20 protein-coding genes and 1 tRNA gene are annotated in these 22,042 nt (G+C 72.8%); 14 read left to right on the top strand and 7 right to left on the bottom strand.

All coding sequences use genetic code 11. The features are described 5' to 3' along the window. Positions 1-191 precede the first annotated feature (191 nt). Together ACSNOG_RS23895 and ACSNOG_RS23890 are read left to right on the top strand one after the other, a co-directional pair. Positions 192-788, top strand: a complete 597-nt coding sequence (locus ACSNOG_RS23895; RefSeq protein WP_436754756.1) for a YwqJ-related putative deaminase — start codon at positions 192-194, stop codon at positions 786-788. 5 nt (positions 789-793) lie between these two features. Beyond that, entirely contained in the window at positions 794-1,303 is a 510-nt protein-coding gene (locus ACSNOG_RS23890) for an SUKH-3 domain-containing protein (RefSeq protein WP_436754755.1), read from the top strand. A 177-nt stretch (positions 1,304-1,480) separates the two neighbouring features. Here ACSNOG_RS23890 and ACSNOG_RS23885 read toward each other — a convergent pair whose 3' ends face one another. Continuing rightward, positions 1,481-2,875, bottom strand: a complete 1,395-nt coding sequence (locus tag ACSNOG_RS23885) for a sensor histidine kinase (protein ID WP_436754754.1) — start codon at positions 2,873-2,875, stop codon at positions 1,481-1,483. Between the two features lie 161 nt (positions 2,876-3,036). Here ACSNOG_RS23885 and ACSNOG_RS23880 point away from each other — a divergent pair. The 9 genes from ACSNOG_RS23880 to ACSNOG_RS23840 all read left to right on the top strand — a co-directional run bounded on the left by ACSNOG_RS23880 (position 3,037) and on the right by ACSNOG_RS23840 (position 11,604). Then, positions 3,037-3,107 (top strand) — tRNA-Gln (locus tag ACSNOG_RS23880). A gap of 142 nt (positions 3,108-3,249) precedes the next feature. Further along, a complete protein-coding gene (gene glmU, locus ACSNOG_RS23875) occupies positions 3,250-4,704 on the top strand; it encodes a bifunctional UDP-N-acetylglucosamine diphosphorylase/glucosamine-1-phosphate N-acetyltransferase GlmU (protein ID WP_436754753.1) in 1,455 nt (484 codons plus the stop codon). A 73-nt stretch (positions 4,705-4,777) separates the two neighbouring features. Next, positions 4,778-5,752, top strand: a complete 975-nt coding sequence (locus ACSNOG_RS23870; RefSeq protein ID WP_168093189.1) for a ribose-phosphate diphosphokinase — start codon at positions 4,778-4,780, stop codon at positions 5,750-5,752. 236 nt (positions 5,753-5,988) lie between these two features. Further along, complete coding sequence (locus tag ACSNOG_RS23865; RefSeq protein ID WP_436754752.1) at positions 5,989-6,564, top strand: 50S ribosomal protein L25/general stress protein Ctc; 576 nt, start codon at positions 5,989-5,991, stop codon at positions 6,562-6,564. Between the two features lie 99 nt (positions 6,565-6,663). After that, positions 6,664-7,254, top strand: a complete 591-nt coding sequence (gene pth, locus ACSNOG_RS23860) for an aminoacyl-tRNA hydrolase (protein WP_436754751.1) — start codon at positions 6,664-6,666, stop codon at positions 7,252-7,254. A gap of 78 nt (positions 7,255-7,332) precedes the next feature. Beyond that, positions 7,333-7,896 carry a hypothetical protein gene (locus tag ACSNOG_RS23855; protein WP_436754750.1) on the top strand — a complete coding sequence of 188 codons (564 nt, stop codon included), beginning with the start codon at positions 7,333-7,335 and terminating at the stop codon, positions 7,894-7,896. Between the two features lie 72 nt (positions 7,897-7,968). Then, positions 7,969-9,147 carry a glycosyltransferase gene (locus tag ACSNOG_RS23850; RefSeq protein WP_436754749.1) on the top strand — a complete coding sequence of 393 codons (1,179 nt, stop codon included), beginning with the start codon at positions 7,969-7,971 and terminating at the stop codon, positions 9,145-9,147. Positions 9,148-9,236: 89 nt separating this feature from the next. Beyond that, positions 9,237-10,901, top strand: coding sequence for an MDR family MFS transporter (locus ACSNOG_RS23845; protein WP_436754748.1), 1,665 nt, complete (start codon positions 9,237-9,239; stop codon positions 10,899-10,901). Next, positions 10,894-11,604 carry a class I SAM-dependent DNA methyltransferase gene (locus ACSNOG_RS23840; protein WP_436754747.1) on the top strand — a complete coding sequence of 237 codons (711 nt, stop codon included), beginning with the start codon at positions 10,894-10,896 and terminating at the stop codon, positions 11,602-11,604. The genes ACSNOG_RS23845 and ACSNOG_RS23840 overlap by 8 nt, the downstream gene beginning before the upstream one ends. 81 nt (positions 11,605-11,685) lie before the next feature. Here ACSNOG_RS23840 and ppc read toward each other — a convergent pair whose 3' ends face one another. Next, positions 11,686-14,421: a phosphoenolpyruvate carboxylase gene (gene ppc / locus ACSNOG_RS23835; RefSeq protein WP_436754746.1), complete on the bottom strand. Its 2,736-nt coding sequence runs from the start codon at positions 14,419-14,421 to the stop codon at positions 11,686-11,688. A gap of 194 nt (positions 14,422-14,615) precedes the next feature. Here ppc and ACSNOG_RS23830 point away from each other — a divergent pair, with 194 nt between their 5' ends. Both ACSNOG_RS23830 and ACSNOG_RS23825 read left to right on the top strand, forming a co-directional pair. Next, a complete protein-coding gene (locus ACSNOG_RS23830; RefSeq protein ID WP_436754745.1) occupies positions 14,616-15,596 on the top strand; it encodes an acyl-CoA desaturase in 981 nt (326 codons plus the stop codon). After that, on the top strand, positions 15,593-16,285 hold the full coding sequence (locus ACSNOG_RS23825) for a TetR/AcrR family transcriptional regulator (RefSeq protein WP_168093821.1): 693 nt from the start codon (positions 15,593-15,595) through the stop codon (positions 16,283-16,285). The genes ACSNOG_RS23830 and ACSNOG_RS23825 overlap by 4 nt, the downstream gene beginning before the upstream one ends. Positions 16,286-16,486: 201 nt before the next feature. Here ACSNOG_RS23825 and ACSNOG_RS23820 read toward each other — a convergent pair whose 3' ends face one another. After that, positions 16,487-17,281 carry a trans-aconitate 2-methyltransferase gene (locus ACSNOG_RS23820; RefSeq protein ID WP_436754744.1) on the bottom strand — a complete coding sequence of 265 codons (795 nt, stop codon included), beginning with the start codon at positions 17,279-17,281 and terminating at the stop codon, positions 16,487-16,489. 73 nt (positions 17,282-17,354) lie between these two features. Between ACSNOG_RS23820 and ACSNOG_RS23815 the strand changes: the two genes are divergently transcribed. Continuing rightward, positions 17,355-17,852, top strand: coding sequence for a MarR family winged helix-turn-helix transcriptional regulator (locus tag ACSNOG_RS23815; protein ID WP_436754743.1), 498 nt, complete (start codon positions 17,355-17,357; stop codon positions 17,850-17,852). Here ACSNOG_RS23815 and ACSNOG_RS23810 read toward each other — a convergent pair. From ACSNOG_RS23810 to galT, 4 genes are all read right to left on the bottom strand, one after another. Then, positions 17,811-18,608 (bottom strand): LuxR C-terminal-related transcriptional regulator, encoded by a 798-nt coding sequence (locus tag ACSNOG_RS23810; protein WP_436754742.1) that lies wholly within the window; start codon positions 18,606-18,608, stop codon positions 17,811-17,813. The genes ACSNOG_RS23815 and ACSNOG_RS23810 overlap by 42 nt on opposite strands. A gap of 325 nt (positions 18,609-18,933) precedes the next feature. Then, complete coding sequence (gene galK, locus ACSNOG_RS23805) at positions 18,934-20,100, bottom strand: galactokinase (protein WP_436754741.1); 1,167 nt, start codon at positions 20,098-20,100, stop codon at positions 18,934-18,936. Beyond that, positions 20,097-21,071, bottom strand: coding sequence for a UDP-glucose 4-epimerase GalE (gene galE / locus ACSNOG_RS23800; RefSeq protein WP_436754740.1), 975 nt, complete (start codon positions 21,069-21,071; stop codon positions 20,097-20,099). The genes galK and galE overlap by 4 nt, the downstream gene beginning before the upstream one ends. Continuing rightward, positions 21,068-22,042, bottom strand: a 975-nt coding sequence (galT, locus tag ACSNOG_RS23795) for a galactose-1-phosphate uridylyltransferase (protein ID WP_436754739.1), incomplete at its 5' end; no start/stop codon positions are given. The genes galT and galE, both read right to left, overlap by 4 nt.

Raw genomic sequence — 22,042 nt, 5'->3', positions numbered from 1 at the left:
ACGACGAGGGCCGTCCGGACTTCTCGCCCTACGCCCGTGCGGCCGCCGCGTCGCCGCCCCCACCCGTCCGGTCATCCGGCGCGTGAACACCGCACGACACTCGCCCAACACCGACCTGACTTCCGCACCTGCCGTCCCGTTTGGCAGGCTGATCTCCGCAACAGGGGGATTGCAGGGAGGGAAGAACCACCATGCACACGACTCAGGACCGACCGCCCGCCGACGATCACGGCACGGCGGCCTCGGGCGATCCCCGGCTCACCTGGAGCACCGAGGACGCCGACCGGCCCCCCGCCCTGCTGCACCGCCGCGACGGCATACTGCCGGCCGTGGCCGCCGCCCTCTCCGTCCGCGGGGAGACGCTGACCTGCACCGGAGGCAAGGCGGAGGTGCCCCCGGCGCTGCACCCGCTGGTCCAGGACTTCCTCGACACCCTCACCAGCGAGCGGCGCGAGCGCTTCACCGGCCGCTGCCCCGAGGCGCTCCTGCTGACCCGCTTCCTCGGCGCCTTCGAGGGGGCGCGCAGCAAACGCGCCGCCCGCAAACCGCTGACCCACGGCGAGGCCCGGCGCGCCCTCAAGAACGCCAAGCTCACCGCCCGGCACATCCGCGAGGACGGCGACCCGCGGCACGGCGCGTACGCCCCGCCCTGCCGCTCCTGTACGGCGCTGCTGAGCCACTTCGGCGTGCGCAGCGTCGACCCGTCCGCCCCCGCGAAGGCCTCCCCCGCCAAGGCCGTCATCTCCAAGGCCGCGACGAAGGCCGCCATCACCAAGGACAGGGGCTGACCGACATGCGCGCCTTCGACCGGACCGCGGCCACCCGCTTCCCCGCCGCCGTGGACGCCGCCCTGCGCGAGGCCGGCTGGCAGCCCGGCCGCTGGGACATCAAAGCCGCCGAGAACTGGGCCGACGCCCTGCGCGCCCACACCTCCCCGGCCGGGCACCGGCACACCGTCTTCCCGGCCGCGGTCGAGGCCTGGGCGGAGTTCGGGGGCCTGCACATCGCCGGGACGGGGACGGGGCGGCACATCGCGCCCACGCCCTTCCACATCGACCCGCTGCACGGGCTCCACCTCGCGCGCACCGTCGCCGACCTGGGGCGCGCGCTGGGGGCCGAAGTGTGCCCGCTCGGGCAGGAGGCGGACGGGCAGGCGCTGCTCGCCATCGACGCCCACGGCCGCGTCTACAGCCTCGACCACACCGGCGACTGGTACCTGGGCTCGGACATCGACCACGCCATCGCCGCGCTCGTCAACGGGACCCGGCCCTCGCGGCTGTCGGCGGGTATGGGCCGCCGCTGACGTACCCCCCGGGCCGGAGCCGGGCGCGGTGCCCTGACCGGAGCAGCGCGAACCGGCCAAAAGCCGACCGGGAACCAGCCTGGTTCGGGGCCGGGCCCACGAGCCCCGGGCCCTCTCCCGCCGGCCCCACGAGCCCCGCTCTTCCGCAGGACCCACGGCTTCGCCCTCCGCCCGGGCCTACGAGCCCGCGCCCTCCGCGAGCGCCGGGATCACCGCCGACACCCGGAAGCCGCCCGCGTCCGTGGCACCCGACACGAAGACCCCGCCCAGCGCCGAGACGCGCTCGCGCATCCCCACCAGGCCGTTGCCGCCGCTCGGCAGGCCCGGTGCGGCGGCGCCGCCCTCGGACGGCCCGTTCTCCACCTGTAGCGCGACCTCATCCCCGCGGTGCGCCACGCGCACGACGGCCTTCGCCCCGGGGGCGTGCTTGTGGACGTTGGTCAGCGCTTCCTGCACCACGCGGTACGCCGTGCTCTCCACCCGTGCGCCGTACGCGCGCTCCACTCCCTCCACGGACAGCTCCACGGCCATGCCGGCCGCCCGCGACTGGCCCACGAGGTCTTCCAGGCCGTCCAGACACGGACCGTCACCCGACGGAGACGGCTCGCTCACCGCGGCGGCCGTTCCCGCCCCGCCGCCGGCGCCCACGCCCGCGGACACCCGGGCCGAGGCCGCCGCCGCGACCTCCGCCAGACGGCGCGAATCGGCCGCGGAGGACGCCTCCGTCACCATGCCCTCGGAGGAGGTCCGCAGCACCCCGAGCATCTCCCGCAGCTCCGTCAGCGCCTGCCGGCCCATGTCGCCCACCAGGCCCGCGTTCCGCGACGCCTTCTCGGGGTCCTTCAGGGCCACCGCCTGCAGCGCGGCCGCGTGGACGACCATCAGCGACACCCGGTGCGCCACCACGTCGTGCATCTCGCGCGCGATCCGCGTGCGCTCCTCGTTGCGCGCCCACACCGCGCGCTCCTCGGCCCGCTCCGCGAGCAGCGACAGCTCGCGCTCCAGGCCGTCCGCCCGCTCCCGCAGGCTCTCGACGAGCCGCCGCCGCGCCCCCACGTAAAGGCCCATGAGCACCGGCGGCGCCGTGAGCCCCAGCGCGACCAGCGCCGAGAAGAACAGCATCATCCAGGGGCCCGGCTGGTACCCCTCACCGGCGGCTATGTCGCGGTGGAACTTCAGGAACGTCACCAGGAACGTCCCCGCCACCGACACTCCGGCCAGGACGACGGTCAGCCGGCGCGGCACGTCCGAGGCGGCCAGCGTGTACAGGCCGACGATGCCGAGCAGGAAGCCCAGCTCGGCCGGGGTGATCGCGATGCCGAGCAGCACCACGGCCACCGGCCACCGGCGCCGGAACAGCAGGGTGCCGCCGACGAGCGCACCCACCACGACGGCGAGCGCCACCGGGCCCCCGTGCTCGTCCGCGAACCCCGCGCCCTCCGCCGCGCACTCCAGGGCGGACACCAGTGCCAGCACGACGTCGAACACCATGCTGCGGCGCCGCGCCCACCACCAAGGCCCGTCCGGCGCGCCGCGCACGCCCGCCTCCGCGTTTGCCCCCGTTGTGGTCATACCACCCAGCCTACGGAAGCCCGCCACCGCATTTCCCGCTCGTTTCCGCCCCCGGCGCCCGGCGGCCGGGCACGGCACCGTCGCGTCGACGGGTGCCCGTACGGCATAGTGTTGGCTGCAAGCGCGTCCGATCAAGTGAATCGGGCATCACGGGCGAACCATCCCGGGTCGTCTAATGGCAGGACAAATGATTTTGGTTCATTGAATGAGGGTTCGATTCCTTCCCCGGGAGCTTGACGTGGAGACACCTCCGTGGCCGCTTGGGCCCATGGGGGAGGGTCCTGACCGCCGAGGTCGGGACCCGCGCGCGTTTCAGCAGTAAAACGCACCGGTATCCTTCGGATGTCCACCACCCGAAGCCGAAGGGCACACCCGTGAGCGCCAACCGCCCGGCAGCCGTCGTCGTTCTCGCAGCGGGTGAGGGCACCCGCATGAAGTCGGCGACCCCCAAGGTCCTGCACGCCATCTGCGGACGTTCCCTCGTCGGCCACGTCGTCGCCGCCTCCCGCGAGCTGGACCCCGAGCACCTCGTCGTGATCGTCGGGCACGCACGCGAGCAGGTCTCCGCGCACCTCGCGCAGGTCGACCCCGAGGTCCGCACCGCCGTGCAGTACGAGCAGAACGGCACCGGCCACGCCGTGCGCATGGGCCTCGAGGAGCTGTCGAACAGCGGCATCGCCCTCGACGGGACCGTGGTCGTCGTCTGCGGCGACACCCCGCTGCTGACCGGCGCCACGCTCAAGACCCTCAGCGACACCCACGCGGCCGACGGCAACGCCGTCACCGTCCTGTCCGCCGAGGTCCCCGACTCCACCGGCTACGGGCGCATCGTGCGCGACGACAGCGGTGCCGTCACGGCGATCGTCGAGCACAAGGACGCCACGGACGCCCAGCGCGCGATCCGCGAGATCAACTCCGGGGTGTTCGCGTTCGACGCCCAGCTGCTGACGGACGCGCTCGGCAAGGTGCGCACGGACAACAGCCAGGGCGAGGAGTACCTGACCGACGTCCTGGGCATCCTGCGCGAGGCCGGGCACCGCGTCGGCGCCGCGGTCGCGGGCGACCACCGGGAGATCCTGGGGATCAACAACCGCGTCCAGCTCGCCGAGGCCCGCAAGCTGCTCAACGAGCGGCTGCTGCACGCGGCGATGATGAGCGGCGTGACGGTCGTGGACCCGGCGTCGACCTGGGTCGACGTCACCGTCACCTTCGAGCCGGACGTCCTCGTCCACCCCGGCACCCAGCTGACCGGCGCCACCAGCCTGGCCACCGGCAGCGAGGTCGGGCCGAACACCCGCCTGACGGACACCGCCGTCGGTGCCGGCGCCCGCGTCGACAACACCGTGGCGGACTCGGCGCTGATCGGCGCGGGCGCGACCGTCGGCCCGTTCGCCTACCTGCGCCCGGGGACGAAGCTCGGCGCGAAGTCGAAGGCCGGCGCGTACGTCGAGATGAAGAACGCCGAGATCGGCGAGGGCACCAAGGTGCCGCACCTGTCGTACGTCGGTGACGCGACGATCGGCGAGTACTCCAACATCGGCGCGGCGAGCGTCTTCGTGAACTACGACGGTGTGAGCAAGCACCACACGACGATCGGCTCGCACTGCCGCACCGGATCGGACAACATGTTTGTGGCTCCGGTCACGATCGGGGACGGCGCGTACACCGCCGCCGGCTCGGTCATCACCAAGGATGTGCCCCCGGGTTCGCTGGCCGTCGCACGTGGACAGCAGCGGAATATCGAGGGCTGGGTGGCACGTAAGCGCCCGGGAAGCGCAGCCGCACAGGCCGCTTCCACCGCTCGCCGGGAGACCGACGGCGAGCAGTGACCGTGACACGGGTGCGCCGTGCGGGGCGTACCGTGATAAGCGCACACAAAGCGACATCCAAGGAGACTGTGCTGTGACCGGGATCAAGACGACCGGCGAGAAGAAGCTGATGCTCTTCTCCGGCCGCGCCCACCCCGAGCTTGCCGAGGAGGTCGCGCACCAGCTGGGCGTCGGCCTGGTCCCGACCAAGGCATTCGACTTCGCCAACGGCGAGATCTACGTCCGCTTCCAGGAGTCGGCGCGTGGCGCGGACTGCTTCCTGATGCAGAGCCACACGGCTCCCATCAACAAGTGGGTCATGGAGCAGCTGATCATGATCGACGCGCTCAAGCGCGCGTCGGCCCGCTCCATCACCGTGGTCGTGCCGTTCTACGGCTACGCCCGCCAGGACAAGAAGCACCGCGGCCGTGAGCCGATCTCGGCCCGTCTGATCGCCGATCTGTTCAAGACGGCGGGCGCGGACCGGATCCTCACGGTCGACCTGCACACGGACCAGATCCAGGGCTTCTTCGACGGCCCGGTCGACCACCTCTTCGCGCTGCCGATCCTCGCCGACTACGTGGGCGCCAAGGTCGACCGCTCGAAGCTGACGGTCGTCTCCCCGGACGCCGGCCGCGTGCGCGTCGCCGACCGCTGGTGCGACCGCCTCGGCGCCCCGCTGGCCATCGTCCACAAGCGCCGTGACAAGGATGTCGCCAACCAGGTGACGGTGCACGAGGTCGTCGGTGACGTCAAGGGCCGCGTCTGTGTCCTGGTCGACGACATGATCGACACCGGTGGCACGATCTGCGCCGCCGCGGACGCCCTGTTCGCCAACGGTGCGGAGGACGTCATCGTGACGGCCACGCACGGTGTGCTCTCCGGCCCGGCCGCGGACCGCCTGAAGAACTCCAAGGTGAGCGAGTTCGTCTTCACCAACACCCTGCCGACCCCGGGTGAGCTGGAGCTCGACAAGATCACCGTGCTGTCGATCGCCCCGACGATCGCGCGCGCCGTGCGCGAGGTGTTCGAGGACGGCTCGGTCACGAGCCTCTTCGAGGAGCAGTAAGCCCCTCCGCGTCCCCTCCGGGCGCAAAAACGATCACTCTCTGATCGATTTCTTGGTGGCCTCCCCCGCCGGGTACACTCCACGAGTTGCTCGGCGAGGGAGGCCGCACTCATGTGCGGCGGTCCGTTATCGACGCGCTCTTCGTAGCAGGTCCGTATGAGGCCGGGTAACGGTCCACCGATCTCCCCCACTGCCTTGAAAGCGTGGGGGGACCCCCAGCCCACGAGGAGTGCACCATGGCTGAGATCAAGATCCCCGCGCAGGTCCGTGCCGAGTTCGGCAAGGGCGCCGCCCGCCGCATCCGCCGCGCCAACCAGGTCCCCGCCGTCATCTACGGCCACGGCGGCGAGCCGGTCCACGTCACCCTGCCGGGCCACGACCTGATGATGGCTCTGAAGACCCCGAACGTCCTGCTCTCCCTGGACATCGAGGGCCGCGACGAGCTCGTCATCCCCAAGGCCGTCCAGCGTGACGCCCTCAAGGGCTTCCTCGAGCACGTCGACCTGCTGGTCGTCAAGCGCGGCGAGACCGTCACCGTCGAGATCCCGGTCCAGACCGAGGGCGACCTGGCCCCCGGCGGCAACCTGCTCGAGCACACCCTGACCGCTCTGCCGGTCGAGGCCGAGGCCACCCACATCCCCGAGGCCGTCACCGTCTCCATCGCGGGCCTCGAGGCCGGCGCCTCGGTCCTGGCCAAGGACGTCGTCCTGCCGGCCGGTGTCGCCCTGGCCGTCGACGCCGACGCCGTCGTCCTGCACGTCGTCGCCGGTTCGACCGAGGCCCCGGCCGAGGCCGAGGGCACCGAGGCCTGATCCTCGCCCCTCCCGGCTTTTCTTTTCGACCGCCGTCCCGCTCCACCGGAGTGGGGCGGCGGTCGGCTTTGAGCGGTTGGCTATGAAGGAGACATGCAGATGACGGACGACTCCAGCCCCTGGCTGATCGTGGGCCTGGGCAACCCCGGGCCGGAGTACGCGGGCAACCGCCACAACGTGGGGTTCATGGTCGCGGACCTGCTCGCGGAGCGCATGGGCGCGAAGTTCAAGGCGCACAAGTCGCGGGCGCAGGTGGTCGAGGGCCGGCTCGGCGCGCCCGGGCCCTCCAGCCGCCGGGTCGTGGTCGCCAAGCCCATGTCGTTCATGAATCTGTCCGGCGGGCCGACGGCCGCGCTGCGCGACTTCTACAAGGTGCCCGCCGAGCGGGTGATCGCCGTCCACGACGAGCTCGACATCGACTACGGGACGCTGCGGCTGAAGCTCGGCGGCGGCGACAACGGCCACAACGGCCTGAAGTCGATCACGAAGGCCCTGGGCCCGGACTACTGCCGGGTGCGCTTCGGCATCGGGCGGCCGCCGGGCCGGATGCAGGTCGCGGACTTCGTGCTCAAGGACTTCTCCTCCACCGAGCGCAAGGAGCTCGACTACCAGGTGGACCGGGCCGCGGACGCCGTGGAGGCGCTGATCGTGGACGGCCTGGAGCGGGCGCAGAACACGTACAACGTGTGAGGCGGGCGGGGAGCTCCCCCGCCCCGGCTCGACGGCGCGTCGAGTCCTCCTCCACGACGGCTCGTGAGAATGCCCGCCATGAGGATTCTTTTCGTAGCCGGAGGCGCGCCGGATGCGGTTCTTCCGCTCGTTGCCGCGGCGCGAGCCGCCCTCGGGGCCGGGCACGAAGTCGTCCTCGCCGGGCCCGCGGACCCGGGCGGGGCGGTGGAGGCCGGCGCGCGGGCCGGGGTGCCCACGGCGGTCGTGACGGCGCGGACGACGGGCGAGGCGTTCGTGGACACCGGGGGCAGTCCCTTCCCCGTTCCGGAGGACCCGCACGAGCGCCTCGTGCTGCGGGGCCGCTGCCTGGGGCGGTTCGCCGCGTGGTGCCTGGAGGGCCTGCCGGGGCTCGCGGACCGGTGGCGGCCCGACGTGGTGGCCCGGGTGCCCTCCTCCTTCGCCGGCCCGCTCGTCGCGGCGCACGCGAAGGTGCCCTGCGCGGAGCTCACCGCCGGTCCGGGCGAGCCGCTGACCGTCGCCCTCGCGGCCGCCGCCGAGCTGGCGCCGCAGCTGGAGGAGCTGGGCCTGCGCGCCCTGCCGCGCCCCGTTCTGAGCGCGGACACACCGGAGGTGTTCGTCGCGGCCCTCGCCCGCCTGAGCTGAGGCCGGCTTCCGCAACGGCACGGTCGAGGCGTCGTCGAGCGCGGTTCGACGCCCGCGCCCGACAGTCGGGGCATGAAGATTCTGTTTGTGGGCGGCAACGGGGCAGGGACGCTCTTCCCGCTCGTCCCGCTCGCGCAGGCGACCCGCAACGCCGGACACGAGGTGCTCGTGTCCGGCTGCGAGGCGGTCGTCCCGATGATCCTGGACGCGGGCCTGCCCGCCGTGGCGGTGACGCGGAAGACCGTCACGGACTGCCGCACCGCACCGCTGGGCAACGCGGCCCCGGTCTCCGAGGCGGGCCTGGACTCCTTCATCGCCATCGGGCGGATGTTCGGCGGCTTCGCGGCGAGCTGCCTGGGCAAGCTGCTGGAGCTGGCGGACGCCTGGCGCCCGGACCTGGTGGTGGGCGGTGTGCTGGCCTACGCGGCGCCGCTGGTGGCCCGTCACGCGCGCGTGCCCTACGTCCGCTTCGGCATCGACATGGGCGAGCCGCTCGTCACGAGCCTGTCGGCGGCGATCGAACTGGCGCCGCAGCTGGAGCGCTACGGCTTGGAGGCCCTGCCGGAGCCGGACCTGGCGCTGTCCGCGTGCCCGCCGGGCATCAGGCCCGTGCACGCGCCGCCGTCGCTGCCGGTGCGCCACGTCCCGTACACCTCCCAGCGGCCCGTCGAGCCCTGGATGCACCGGCGGGGCGAGCGGCCGCGCGTGCTGGTGAGCGCGGGCAGCCGGGTGACGCCCGACCACGACTTCGACGTGCTGCAGGGCCTGGTGCGCAAGGTGGCCGCGCTGGACGTCGACCTGCTGATCGCGGCGCCCGAGGCGGTGGCCGGGATGCTGCGGGCGCTCCCGGGCGGAGTGCTGCCCGAGCGGGCGCACGTGGGCTGGATCCCGCTGGACGTGGCCGTGCCCGGCTGCGACGTGATGGTGCACCACGGCGGCGGCAGCACCACGCTGACGGGTCTGGCGCACGGCGTGCCGCAGATCCTCATCCCGCACATCCCGGGCCTCGACTATCCGGCGCGGATGGCCGGGTGCGGGGCGGCGAAGCTGATCCGCCCCGAGGACGACAGCGCGGAGAACATCGCGGCGGGCATCTGCGAGGTGCTCGGTGATCCGTCGTACCGGCGGGCCGCGGGGCGCCTGCGCGAGGAGGTGCTGGCGATGCCGGCTCCCCCTCAGGTCGTCGGGCGGCTGGAGCGGCTCGCGGCCGGAGAGCGCGACGTGCCCGGCGAGTCGCCGAAGTGCCCTTGACCTCAAGTCGGCTTGGGGTTTCAGGATGAGCGCGGCACCGACGCTTCATCAGCATCGACAGCATCGACCGACGACACAGGTGTGAGGCCATGACGAATACCGCGCAGCCGGCCGCCGCGAGCTCCCGGGGTGAGGAGGGGGAAGGGGACGGCCTGACGCACAAAGCCATCATGACCGTGCTGGTCGGGCTGATGCTGGGGCTCTTCCTGGGCGCGCTCGACCTCATGATCATCGCCTCGGCGATGCGGACGATCGCCGACGAGCTGCACGGCCAGACGATCCAGGCGTGGGCGACCACGGCCTATCTCGTGACGTCGACGATCACGACGCCGCTGCTCGGGAAGTTCTCCGACATCTACGGGCGCAAGCGGATCTACGTGATGTCGATCGTCGTCTTCCTGGCGGGCTCACTGCTGTGCGGCATGGCCCAGTCGATGTACCAGCTGGCGGCCTTCCGGGCGCTGCAGGGCATCGGCGCGGGCGGCGTGATGACCATGGCGTTCGCGATGATGGGCGACATGATGACGCCCGAGCGGCGCAGCCGCTACCAGGGCTATTTCTCGATGGTGTTCGGCCTGGCGGGCGTGACGGGCCCGCTGCTGGGCGGCTTCTTCGCCGGCATGGGGGAGATCGCGGGGATAGCCGGCTGGCGGTGGGTGTTCCTGGTGAACCTGCCGATCGGCGTGGTCGCGCTGATCGTCGTGACGACGAAGTTCACGATGCCGCGGGTCCGCACGGTCCAGAAGGTCGACTACTGGGGCGCGTTCGCGCTGGCGCTGTGCCTGGTGCCGCTGCTGGTGGTCGCGGAGCAGGGCCGCGCGTGGGGCTGGGGTTCGCCGCTGTCGCTGGCGATGTTCGCCCTGGGGCTGATCGGGCTGGTGATGTTCGTACGGGTGGAGTCGCGGATGGGCGACGCGGCGATCATCCCGATGCGGCTGTTCCGCACCCGCACCTTCTCGGTGATCAATTCGGTGAACATCATCGTGGGGCTGGGCGTCTTCGGTTCGCTGATCTTCCTGCCGCTGTACCTGCAGATGGTCAAGGGGCTCTCGCCGACGGCCGCGTCGTTGATGCTGCTGCCGCAGACGGCGGGCACGATCGTCGCCAGCCGCACCCTCGGGCCGGTGATCAACCGCAGCGGGCGGTTCAAGGCGTTCCTGCTGCTGGGCCTGTTCCTGGTGACGGCGGCGCTGTTCATGTTCGGCTTCGTCGGGCCGGACACCCCGGTGTGGGTGCTGGTGCTGATGACGGCCGTGATGGGCCTGGGGATCGGCATCTGCTTCCCCGTGACGCTGATCGCGCTGCAGAACGGCGCCCGCAAGGAGGAGATGGGCGTGGCCAGCGCCGCGTACATGTTCTTCCGCGAGATCGGCGGCACGGCGGGCGTGGCGATCTTCCTGTCGATCATGTTCTCGGTGGTGGGCGGCAAGGTCTCCGACGCCTTCCGCCGGGCGGGCGACGACGCCGGCTTCCGCGCGGCGCAGAGCGATCCGCAGGTGCTCGCCGATCCCGCCAACGCCCAGGTGCTGGAGGCCGCGCAGCACGGCGGCCGGGGCATCGACCTGGACGACTCGTCCTGGCTGGCGAACGCCGACGAGCGGCTGGCCCGCCCGGTGCTGGAGGGTCTGGCCGGGGCGGTGAACACGGTCTACGTCACGGCGGGCTGCGTGATGCTGGTCGCGTTCTTCGCGGCCTTCCTCCTGAAGGAGAAGAAGAAGCAGGCGAAGGACGAGGAGGGGGCCGGCCGTGTATGAGAACGACAGCGCCGCGGAGATGTACGACCTGCTGTACGAGGACAAGAAGGACTACCGGTCGGAGGCCGGCCAGGTGGCCCGGCTGATCCGGGCGCACCGCCCGGAGGCCGCCTCGCTCCTGGACGTGGCCTGCGGCACGGGCATCCACCTGCAGGCGTTCGCGGAGCTGTTCGCGCACGTGGAGGGCGTGGACCTGGCGGAGCCGATGCTGGCTATGGCGGCGCGCCGCCTGCCGGGCGTTCCGCTGCACGCCGGGGACATGCGGTCGTTCCGGCCGGAGCGCCGCTTCGATGCCGCCGTCTGCATGTTCAGCTCGATCGCGTACATGCGCTCGGCCGCGGATCTCGGCCGGGCCGTCGCGACCCTGGCGGGCGCGGTGGTGCCCGGCGGGGTCGTCCTGGTCGAGCCGTGGTGGTTCCCGGAGGCGTTCCTGGAGGGTTACGTGGCCGGCCACGCACTCACGCGGGACGGCCGCACCATCACCCGCGTCTCGCACTCCACCCGGCAGGGCGACATGGTGCGCATGGAGCTCCACTACGTGCTGGCGGACGCGGGCGGTGTGGAGCACCGCAGCGAGGTCGACATGCTGACGCTGTTCACCCGCGAGCAGTACGAGGAGGCCTTCGCCCGGGCCGGGGTGAGGGCGGAGTACGTGGCGTCCGAGGGGACGGGGCCGGGCTTCTTCGTGGGCGTGCGCGGCTGAGCCGCCCACCGGCCCGCACGGCGGCGGGGGGCCCCTTCCGGCATGAAGGGGCGCCCCGCTCCGCTGTGGTCCTGCCGGCGGTCAGCCGGTGTTGCGCAGGCCCGCGGCCACGCCGTTGACGGTGAGCAGGAGCGCGCGCGCCAGCAGCGGGTCGGCGGGCTCCCCGCGCTCGGCGGCCTGCCGCTGGCGGTGCAGCAGGGTCACCTGGAGGTAGGAGATCGGGTCCAGGTAGGCGTCGCGGATGTGGAAGGTCTGGCGCAGGACGGGGCTCGCGTCGAGCAGCTCGGCCTCGCCGGTGATGCGCAGGACCTCCTGGACGGTGAGCTCGTGCTCGGCCTTGATGGTGTCGAAGACGTGCTTGAGCTCGTCGGGCACGAGGGTGTCGACGTAGTGCCGGGCGATGCGCAGGTCGGTCTTGGCGAGCGTCATCTCGACGTTGGACAGGAAGTTCTGGAAGAAGTGCCAGTGCTCGTGCATCTCGTCCAGGACGGTGTCCAGGCCGGCCTCGCGGGCGGCCTTGAGGCCGGAGCCGACGCCGAACCAGCCGGGCACGATCTGCCGGGACTGGGTCCAGCCGAAGACCCACGGGATGGCCCGCAGGCCGTCCAGGCCGGCGCCGGAGTCGGGGCGGCGCGAGGGGCGCGAGCCGAGGTGGAGCTCGGCGAGCTGGTCGACCGGGGTGGAGGCGAAGAAGTACGCCGGCAGGTCCGGGTCCTCCACGAGGCGGCGGTAGGCGGCGTGGGCGGCGTCGGAGACGGTGTCCATGGCCGCGTCCCAGCGGGCGAGGGCCTCGTCGGACTGGCGGGGCGCGGTGTGCAGGGCGGAGGCCTGCAGGGTCGCGGCGACCGTCAGCTCCAGGTTCTCCCGGGCGAGGGCCGGCAGGAGGTACTTGTCGGAGATGACCTCGCCCTGCTCGGTCACCTTGATCTCGCCCTCCAGGGTGCCCCAGGGCTGGGCGAGGATCGCGTCGTGGGTGGGGCCGCCGCCGCGGCCGACGGTGCCGCCGCGGCCGTGGAAGAGGCGCAGGCGGACGCCGTAGCGGTGGGCGACGTCGCGCAGGCGGCGCTGGGCGCGGTGGATCTCCCACTGGGAGGTGGTGATGCCGCCGAACTTGGAGGAGTCGGAGTAGCCGAGCATGACCTCCTGGACGTCCCCGCGGAGGGCGACCAGGCGCCGGTAGGAGGGGTCGGCGAGCATCTCGTCGAGGATGCGGTCGGCTTCCTTGAGCTCGTCCGTGGTCTCCAGGAGCGGCACGATGCCGATCTTCGCCCAGCCGGCGTGCAGATCGATCAGGCCGGCCTCGCGGGCGAGGACGGCGGCGGCGAAGACGTCGTCGGCGCCCTGGCACATGGAGATGATGTACGACTCGACGACCTCGGGGCCGAACTTCTCCAGCGCCTCGCTGATCGTGCCGAAGACGCCGAGGGTCTTGGCGCCGGCCGCGTCGAGGGGCGCGGGGCTGGGGGCCAGCGGGCGGCGCGAGCGCAGCTCCTTGGCGAGGAGCTTGCGGCGGTAGTCGCGGGGCATGTCCGCGTAGCGCCAGGACTCCTCGCCCAGGCGGTCGAAGAGCTGGCCGAGGGCGTGGTGGTGGGCGTCGGCGTGCTCGCGGACGTCCATGGTGGCCAGGTGCAGGCCGAAGGCGGCCAGGGTGCGCAGGGCGCGCTCCAGGCGGCCGTCGGCGATCAGGCGGCCGCGGTGGGCGCGCAGCGAGTCCTGGATGACCTGCAGGTCGGCGAGGAGCTCGGTGGTGCCGAGGTAGTCGCGGCCCTCCTCGTGCGGGGTGTTGCGGGCCAGGCGCTCGCGGGTGTTGACGAGCTTCTGGCGGATGCACGTCGCCTTGAGGCGGTAGGGCTCCTCCGCGTTGAGGCGCTTGTAGCGGGGGCTGATCTCCGGCAGCAGCTCCAGGTCGCGCTGGAGGGAGGCCAGGAGCTCCTCGGTGGCGCCGCTGTTGCGGATGGAGTTCGACAGGGCGCCGCGCAGGACGTCGACGAGCTCCAGGGCGTCGGTGATGCCGTGCTCGTGCTGCAGGATCAGCACGTCCCAGGTGACCTGGGGGGTGACGTTGGGGTTGCCGTCGCGGTCGCCGCCGATCCAGGTGCCGAAGGTCAGCGGGCGGGTGGTGGGCGGCAGGGCGACGCCGACGCGCTCCAGCTCGGCGGCCAGGTCCTCCAGGACGTCGCCGACGGCATCCGCGTGCAGCTCGTCCAGGTAGTAGATCGCGTTGCGGGCCTCGTCCGTGGGCTCGGGGCGGGCCACGCGCAGCTCGTCGGTCTGCCAGAGCAGGTCGATGTTCTCGGCCAGGCGCAGGTCGGTGCGGCGCCGGTCGCCGGTGGCGCCCGCGGTCCGGGCGTCCAGGGTGTCGAGGAGCTCGGCGATGCGGCGGAGCTTGTTGAGGACGCTGCGGCGGGCGGCCTCGGTGGGGTGGGCCGTGAAGACGGGCCGCACGCCCAGGTGCTCGACGGCCTCCCGGACGTGCTCGGCCTCGGCCTCCTTCAGCTGGTCCGCGGTGCGGGCGAGGATCGAGCCCTCGGCGGCCCGCTTGGCGGCCAGCTCGCGCCCGCGGTGCACCTGCTCGGTGACGTTCGCCAGGTGGAAGTAGGTCGAGAAGGCCCGGACGAGCTTGGCCGCGGTCTCCAGGTCGGTGGCGCCGAGCAGCTCGGCGGCGGCCTCCCCGTCGCTGCGGGTCAGGGCGCGGACCCGCTCCACCAGGGCGAGGAGCTCCTCGCCCTCCTGACGGACCAGGGTCTCGCCGAGGAGATCACCGAGTCGGCGGATGTCGGCGCGCAGGGCGGCGTTGGTGTTGTCGGCACTGCTCACAGGTGCTGCTCCTTGCAGAGTTTCCGGCACGTCTGGAGGGTTTGCGGACCGCGCTGTCCGACGCCCACCAGCATAGGTCGCCCTCCGACGCGCGGTTGTCCACAGCCCTCTTGCTCCGCGCCCCCGCCCTGCCATACTTACGAAGCCGTAGGTTACGGAACCGTAGCCATGCCCCGACCCCCATGAGGGAACCCATGACTGCAAGCCCCGACGTGATCGAAGACGCGCCGAAGGCCCAGGAAGCCCCGCTCCCCTCCGCCACGCTCGGCGGCGACAGCAAGCGTTCGGTCGAGCAGATCGCCCTGCTGCTGTTCATCACCGTGCCCTTCATCGCCCTCGTCGCGGCGGTCCCGCTGGCCTGGGGCTGGGGCGTGAGCTGGCTCGACCTGGGCCTGATGGTCGCGATGTACTTCATCGGCTGCCACGGCATCACCATCGGCTTCCACCGCTATTTCACGCACGGCTCCTTCAAGGCCAAGCGGCCGCTGCGGATCGCCCTGGCGATCATGGGGTCGATGGCGGTGGAGGGCCCGCTCGTCCGCTGGGTCGCCGATCACCGCAGACACCACCGGTTCTCCGACGCCGAGGGCGACCCGCACTCCCCGTGGCGCTTCGGCGAGACGGTGCCGGCGCTGATGAAGGGCCTCTGGTGGGCCCACGTCGGCTGGATGTTCGACGAGGAGCAGACGCCCCAGCACAAGTACGCCCCCGACCTGATCAAGGATCCGGACATCCGGGCGGTCTCCCGCCAGTTCGTGCTGTGGACCTCGGTGTCCCTGCTGATCCCGCCGTTCGTCGGCGGCCTGGCCACCTGGTCCTGGCAGGGCGCGGTGACGGCCTTCTTCTGGGGTTCGCTGGTACGGGTGGCGCTGCTGCACCATGTGACGTGGTCCATCAACTCCATCTGCCACGCCGTGGGCAAGCGGCCGTTCAAATCGCGCGACCGCTCGGGCAACGTGTGGTGGCTGGCGATCCTCTCCTGTGGTGAGTCCTGGCACAACCTGCACCACGCGGACCCGACCTCCGCCCGGCACGGCGTGCTGAAGGGGCAGCTGGACTCCAGCGCCCGCCTCATCCGCTGGTTCGAGCAGGCAGGCTGGGCGTATGACGTGCGGTGGCCGAAGGCGGACCGCTTGGACTCCCGGCGGAAGGAGAGTGCCGCCAAGGCGGCATGATTGACAGCGTGGCGATCGACAGCAATACCACCAGTAACAAGGACCGGGCCCAGGCTGCGGGGCCCCGGCGCACCCGGCGGGTGCGGATGACGGGCGCGGAGCGCCGGGAGCAGCTGCTGGACATCGGTCGCACACTCTTCGCCGAGCGGGGCTTCGAGGGCACGTCCGTGGAGGAGATCGCCGCGAAGGCCGGGGTCTCCAAGCCCGTCGTCTACGAGCACTTCGGCGGCAAGGAAGGGCTCTACGCAGTCGTCGTCGACCGCGAGATGCGGCAGCTGCTCGACATGGTCACCGGTGCCCTCACCGCGGGCCACCCGCGCGAGCTCCTGGAGCAGGCGGCCTTCGCCCTCCTGGACTACATCGAGACGTATACGGACGGCTTCCGCATCCTCGTCCGCGACTCGCCGGTGGCCCAGTCCACGGGCACCTTCGCGTCGCTGATCAGCGACATCGCCACCCAGGTCGAGGACATCCTCGGCCTGGAGTTCAAGGCCCGCGGCTTCGACGCGAAGCTCGCCCCCCTCTACGCCCAGGCCCTCGTGGGCATGGTCGCCCTCACGGGCCAGTGGTGGCTGGACGTCCGCAAGCCGAAGAAGGCGGAGGTGGCGGCACACCTGGTCAATCTGGCCTGGCACGGCTTGGACGGCCTGGAGCCGAAGCCGCGCCTGGTCGGTCACCGGCGCGCTTGACGGCGCCGGCACCCCGGCATGCCCCCAAGGGGGCTCCGCCCCCTTGAATCCGCCGCCGCGGCGATCAACCACGACGGTGGAGCCCGGCGGTGCCGTACGGGCTCAGGTAGGCCCGGCATCGCCGGATACGTGCGTGGCGGCTGAGCGCCGTCGCGGCGGGAACGAAGGGGCAGGCCCCTTCGCCGCAGGGGCGCCCGGAGATCAGGCCTGGCCGGCCACGGCGAAGACTCGGCGGAAAGGGAAGAGCGTGCCGTGCGGGCCGTGGGGGTACGCCTCGCGGAGGAGCCGCCCGTAGGCCGTCAAGAAACGGCGCGTCGCCTCCGGGTCGTCCGCCAGGGCCGTCAGGACGGGCCTGAGCGTCGTGCCCTTCGTCCAGTCGAGGACGGCGTCCTCGCCGGGGAGCGTGTGGACGTACGTCGTCTCCCAGGCGTCCACGGTCAGCCCCAGGCCGGCGAGCCGTTCGAGGTACTCGGCGGGGGTGAGCACGCCCCCGGGGCCGTGGAGCCCACCCAGCCGGTCCCGCCAGGCGGCGCTCTCGCAGAGCTCGCGGAGGAGCACGTGGCTCGGGGCGTCGAAGTTGCCCGGCACGGTGAAGGCGAAGATCCCGCCGGGCGCGAGCCCGGCCACCCACGCGGGGAACGCGTCCGCATGCCCCCGCACCCACTGGAACGTGGCGCTGGAGACGATCAGGTCGTAAGCCGACCGCTGCGGCGCCCATTCGTGCAGGTCCGCGTGGACGAAGTCGACACCCGGCACGCGCTCGCGCGCGTCCCGCAGCATCGCTTCGGAGTGGTCCAGCCCCGTGACGCGGGCCGCGGGCCACCGCTCGGCGAGGAGGGCCGTGACGTTGCCCGGGCCGCAGCCGAGGTCCACGATGCGCGCGGGGTCGCGGAGCGGGACGCGGGCGAGGAGGTCGTGGAAGGGCCGGGACCGGGGGCCGGAGTGACGCAGGTACTGCTCCGGGTCCCAGGCAGGCGTGGCAGCGGTCGTCGTCATGCTTCCAGCATCACGCCGCAAGTATCTTGACGTCAAGAGACTTCATGTCGACAGACCCTCTACACTGATCAGCATGGAGGACGAGGTCGATCGGCTGGTTTCAGCATGGCGCCGCGAGCGCCCTGACCTCGACGTGGAGCCACTCGAGGTGCTCAGTCGCGTGAGCAGGCTCGCCCGCCACCTCGACCGCGCCCGTCGTCTGGCCTTCGCCGAGCACGAGCTGGAGCCCTGGGAGTTCGACGTCCTGACGGCGCTGCGCCGCGCGGGCGCCCCGTACCAGCTCTCGCCGGGCCAGCTGCTGACCCAGACGCTGGTGACGTCCGGCACCATGACGAACCGGATCGACCGCCTCGCGAAGAAGGGCCTCGTGCGCCGCGAGCCCGACCCGAGCGACCGCCGGGGCGTGCTCGTGCGCCTGACCGACGAGGGCCGGGACCGCGCCGACGAGGCGCTGGCCGGGCTCCTGGATCAGGAGCGCGCCATCCTCGTCGAGCTGTCCCGCACCCAGCGCCGCGAGCTGGCCGATCTGCTACGCCAGCTGACCGCCCCGTTCGACAACACTCCCGGTTAGGTCCACCGGGCCGACCCCGGCGCGCCGCGCCAGCGCGACCGCCGCGAGCGTGGAGTGCACGCCGAGCTTGCCGAGGACGTTCTGCATGTGGGTGCGGACGGTGTGCGGTGAGAGATAGAGCCGCTCGGCGACGGCCTTGCGGCCGAGCCCGGCCACCATGCAGCGCAGCACCTCGCGCTCGCGCGGCGTGAGGGACTCCACCAGCCGTTCGCTCTCTGTCCGGTGCTTGCGCGCGGCCGTGAGCTCCCGCAGCACGCCCGTGAGCAGGGCGGGCGGCAGGTGCGTCTCGTCGCGCAGGACGCCGCGGATGACGGCCAGCAGCCGCGACAGCGAGCAGTCCTTGGCCACCCAGCCGCCGGCGCCCGCCTGCAGGGCCGCCGCGGCCCGCCGCGGGTCATCGCGCTCGGCGAGCACCACCGTGCGCACCGCGGGGTGCGCGCTGCGGACTCCGGCCACGAGGGAGATCCCGTCGACCGCGCCCTCCCCCGGCCCGCCGCCCTCGTGCAGGGAGCCGTGGGCCGGGCCCCTGAGCTGCCCGGGCACGCCGCCGTCCTGCGCGACCGTGCCGAGGTCGGCGTCGATGAGGAGCACGTCGAACCGGCGCCCCTCCGCTGCGGCCCGCTCCAGCCCGCGCAGCGCCGCCGGCCCGCTGCCGGCCGCGGAGACCTCCACGTCCTGCTCGGCCGCGAGGGCGGCGGCGAGCGACTCGGCGAAGATGCGGTGGTCGTCGACCACCAGTACCCGAATACGTGCCACTGCCACCCCCATATTCCGGGCGGCGACCAGTGCGGGTACGGCGCCCGGTCCGGGGCCGCCACACGCCGCACGGCCGCCGCCGCGCTGATGACTTACACCCCGCCCCGGGCGTCGTACCTGCCTGTCTCGCCCCCTGATCAGCGTCGGCCCCCACCGACGCTGTGCATCAGCGTACGGCGGGGGCCCCACAACGTAAGCCGATTGGCAAAACTGCTCGACCCGCCTGTTTATGGTGAGCTTTCTGTTCAGTATTGAGGCAGTGAACGACGTGGAACGACGCGAAGTTGACCATGCCCGACTGCACGATCGGGGAGTGCCCCGCGGCTCAGCTTCCCGCCCGACCTCGCGACACCCGCCGCGCACCATCTCCCGCCACGACTGCGAAGACCCGCGGCGCCCGGTGCCCGGCCGCCGCGAAGGCGTCCGCGACGGCCCGCCCGACCGCGTCCGCCGCGCCCTCCTCCACGAGCGCCAGCGCCGAGCCGCCGAACCCCGCGCCCGTCATCCGCGCCCCCAGGGCTCCCGCTTCGTTCGCGACCGCGACGGCCAGGTCGAGCTCGGGGCAGGAGACCGCGAAGTCGTCGCGGAGGGAGGCGTGCCCGGCGGTCAGCAGCGGCCCGGCGGCGCGCGGTTCGCCCGCGGCGAGGAGCGCGACGACCCGCCGGACGCGCTCGCCCTCGCTCACCACGTGCCGCACGAGCCGCCGCACGCCCGTGTCGGCGAGCCCGCCCAGCGCCGCGTCCAGATCGGCGTGCGGCACGTCCCGCAGCGCTCGTACGCCCAGCGCCCGGGCCCCCGCCTCGCAGCCCGCGCGCCGCACCGCGTACGCACCGTCGGCCAGCGCGTGCCGGACGCGGGTGTCGACGACGAGCAGCCGCAGCCCGTGCGCGGCCAGGTCGAAGGGCACCTGGCGCAGCGCGAGGTGGCGGGTGTCGAGGTGCAGGGCGTGGCCGGCGGTGCAGCAGGCGGACGCGGCCTGGTCCATGAGCCCGCAGGGGACGCCCACGAAGGTGTTCTCGGCGCGCTGGGCGAGCCGGGCGAGGGCGGGGCGGTCGCAGGCCGCGCCGTGCAGCTCGGTGAGCGCGAGGGCCGTGGCGACCTCCAGGGCGGCGGAGGACGACAGGCCCGCGCCCGCCGGTACGTCGCTCTCGACGTAGACGTCGGCGCCGCCCACGGGCAGGCCCGCCTCGCGCAGCGCCCAGGCGACGCCGGCCGGGTAGGCGGCCCAGCCCCGTACCGCGCCGGGGGCGAGCGCCGCGAGGGGCAGCTCGGCCGTGTCCTGCGGGCCGGCCTCGCGCGAGCGCAGCCGCAGCACGCCGTCCGTACGGGCCGCCGCGGCCACGCGGGTGCAGTGCGGGAGGGCGATCGGCAGGACGTGGCCCTCGTTGACGTCGGTGTACTCGCCGATGAGGTTGACCCGGCCGGGCGCGGCCCAGACGCCCTCGGGGGCGTACCCGTAGGTGCTTTCGAAGCCTTCGGCCGCGTCGTTCACCGCTCGGGCCCGCGGCGCGCGAACTCCCAGGCGTCGGCGACGATCCCGGCCAGGTCCGGGCGGCGCGGGGTCCAGCCGAGGGTCTCGCGGGCGCGCTCGGCGGAGGCCACGAGGACGGCCGGGTCCCCCGCGCGGCGCGCGGCGGCGACCTGCGGGACCGGGTGCCCGGTGACCTTGCGGACGGTTTCGATCACTTCGTGGACGGAGAAGCCGTTGCCGTTGCCCAGGTTGCAGATGAGGTGTTCGCCGTCGCGGGCGGCAAAGAGGGCGCGCAGGTGGGCTTCGGCGAGGTCGGCGACGTGGATGTAGTCGCGGACGCAGGTGCCGTCCGGGGTGGGGTAGTCGTCGCCGTAGACCGCGACGGCCTCGCGCTCGCCGCGGGCCACCTGCAGGACGAGCGGGATGAGGTGCGTCTCGGGGTCGTGCCGCTCGCCGTGGCGCCCGTACGCCCCGGCGACGTTGAAGTAACGCAGGGAGACGGCGGCCAGGCCGTGGGCGGCGCACTCGCCGCCGATCATGTGGTCGACGGCCAGCTTGGTGGCCCCGTAGGGGTTGGTGGGGGCGGTGGGGGCGTCCTCGGTGATGGGGACGGCGTCCGGTTCGCCGTAGGTGGCGGCGGTGGACGAGAAGACCAGGGTGCGCACGCCGGCGTCGCGCATGGCGGCGAGCAGGTCGGCGGTGCCGCCGACGTTGTTGCGCCAGTACGGCTCGGGGTCGGCCACGGACTGGCCGACCTGCGAGAACGCCGCGAAGTGCAGCACCGCGTCGTAGGAGCTGTCGAGCCAGCGGCCCGTGTCCTGCACGCGGCCCTCGATGAACGCGGCGCCCTCCGGGACGGCGGCCCGGTGCCCGGTCGAGAGGTCGTCGAGGACGGTGACGGTGTGCCCGGCCGCCAGCAGATGCGCCGCCACGACGCTGCCGATGTAGCCCGCGCCGCCTGTGACCAGGCACTTCCTGCTGCTCTCGCTCATGGACCCGCTACCTCTCGCAGTCGCTCCGCCGCGGCCTCGGGCGGCACATCGTTGATGAACACGTTCATGCCGGATTCGGAACCAGCGAGGAACTTCAGCTTGCCGGGAGCCCGGCGGACGGTGAAGAGCTCGAGGTGGAGGGCGAATTCACTCCTGCGGGGGTCCCGGAAGGGCGCCTGGTGCCAGGCGGAGACGTACGGGGTGGGCGGGTGTCCGCCGTGTTCGTCCCCGCCTTCCCACCCATCGAAGATCCGGTCGAACCGGCGCAGGAGTTCCAGGTAGACCTGTGGGAACTCCGTGCGCGCCGCCTCGCCGAGCGCGAGCAGGTCGGGCACGCGGCGGCGGGGATACAGGTGCACCTCGTAGGGCCAGTGGGCGGCGTACGGGACGAAGGCCGTCCAGTGGTCCGTGGCCAGGACGATGCGGCGGCCGTCCTCGCGCTCGGCGTCCACGACGTCGTCGAAGAGGTTGCGGCCGTCCGTGCGGTCCGCGTGCGCGGCGGCGGAGGCGAGCGTGCGCTCGGTGCGCGGGGTGACGAACGGGTACGCGTAGATCTGGCCGTGCGGGTGGCCGAGGGTGACGCCGATCTCCTCGCCGCGGTTCTCGAAGCAGAACACCTGCCGCACGGAGGGGAGCGCGGCCAGCTCGGCCGTGCGGTCGGTCCAGACGGCGAGGACGAGGGCCGCGCGGGCGTCGTCCAGATCGGCGAAGGAGGCGTGGTGATCGGGGGTGAAGCAGACGACCTCGCACCGTCCCGCGGGGCCCGCGAGGGACGGGAAGCGGTTCTCGAAGACGGCGACTTCGTAGTCGGACGCGGGGATTTCCGTGGGGCGCCCGGGACTTGAGGGGCACAGGGGGCACGCTTCGACGGGCGGGAGGAAGGTGCGGGTCTGGCGGTGGGAGGCGATGACGACGTCGTCGCCGAGGAGGGGGTCGTGGCGGACTTCGGTGGTGGTGGTGACGGGCGGGAG

The sequence above is a fragment of the Streptomyces sp. URMC 124 genome (assembly GCF_051386455.1).
Classification (GTDB): domain Bacteria; phylum Actinomycetota; class Actinomycetes; order Streptomycetales; family Streptomycetaceae; genus Streptomyces.
Note: the sequence above shows the minus strand (reverse complement) of the source record. Positions and strands in the feature narration are given on the sequence as shown.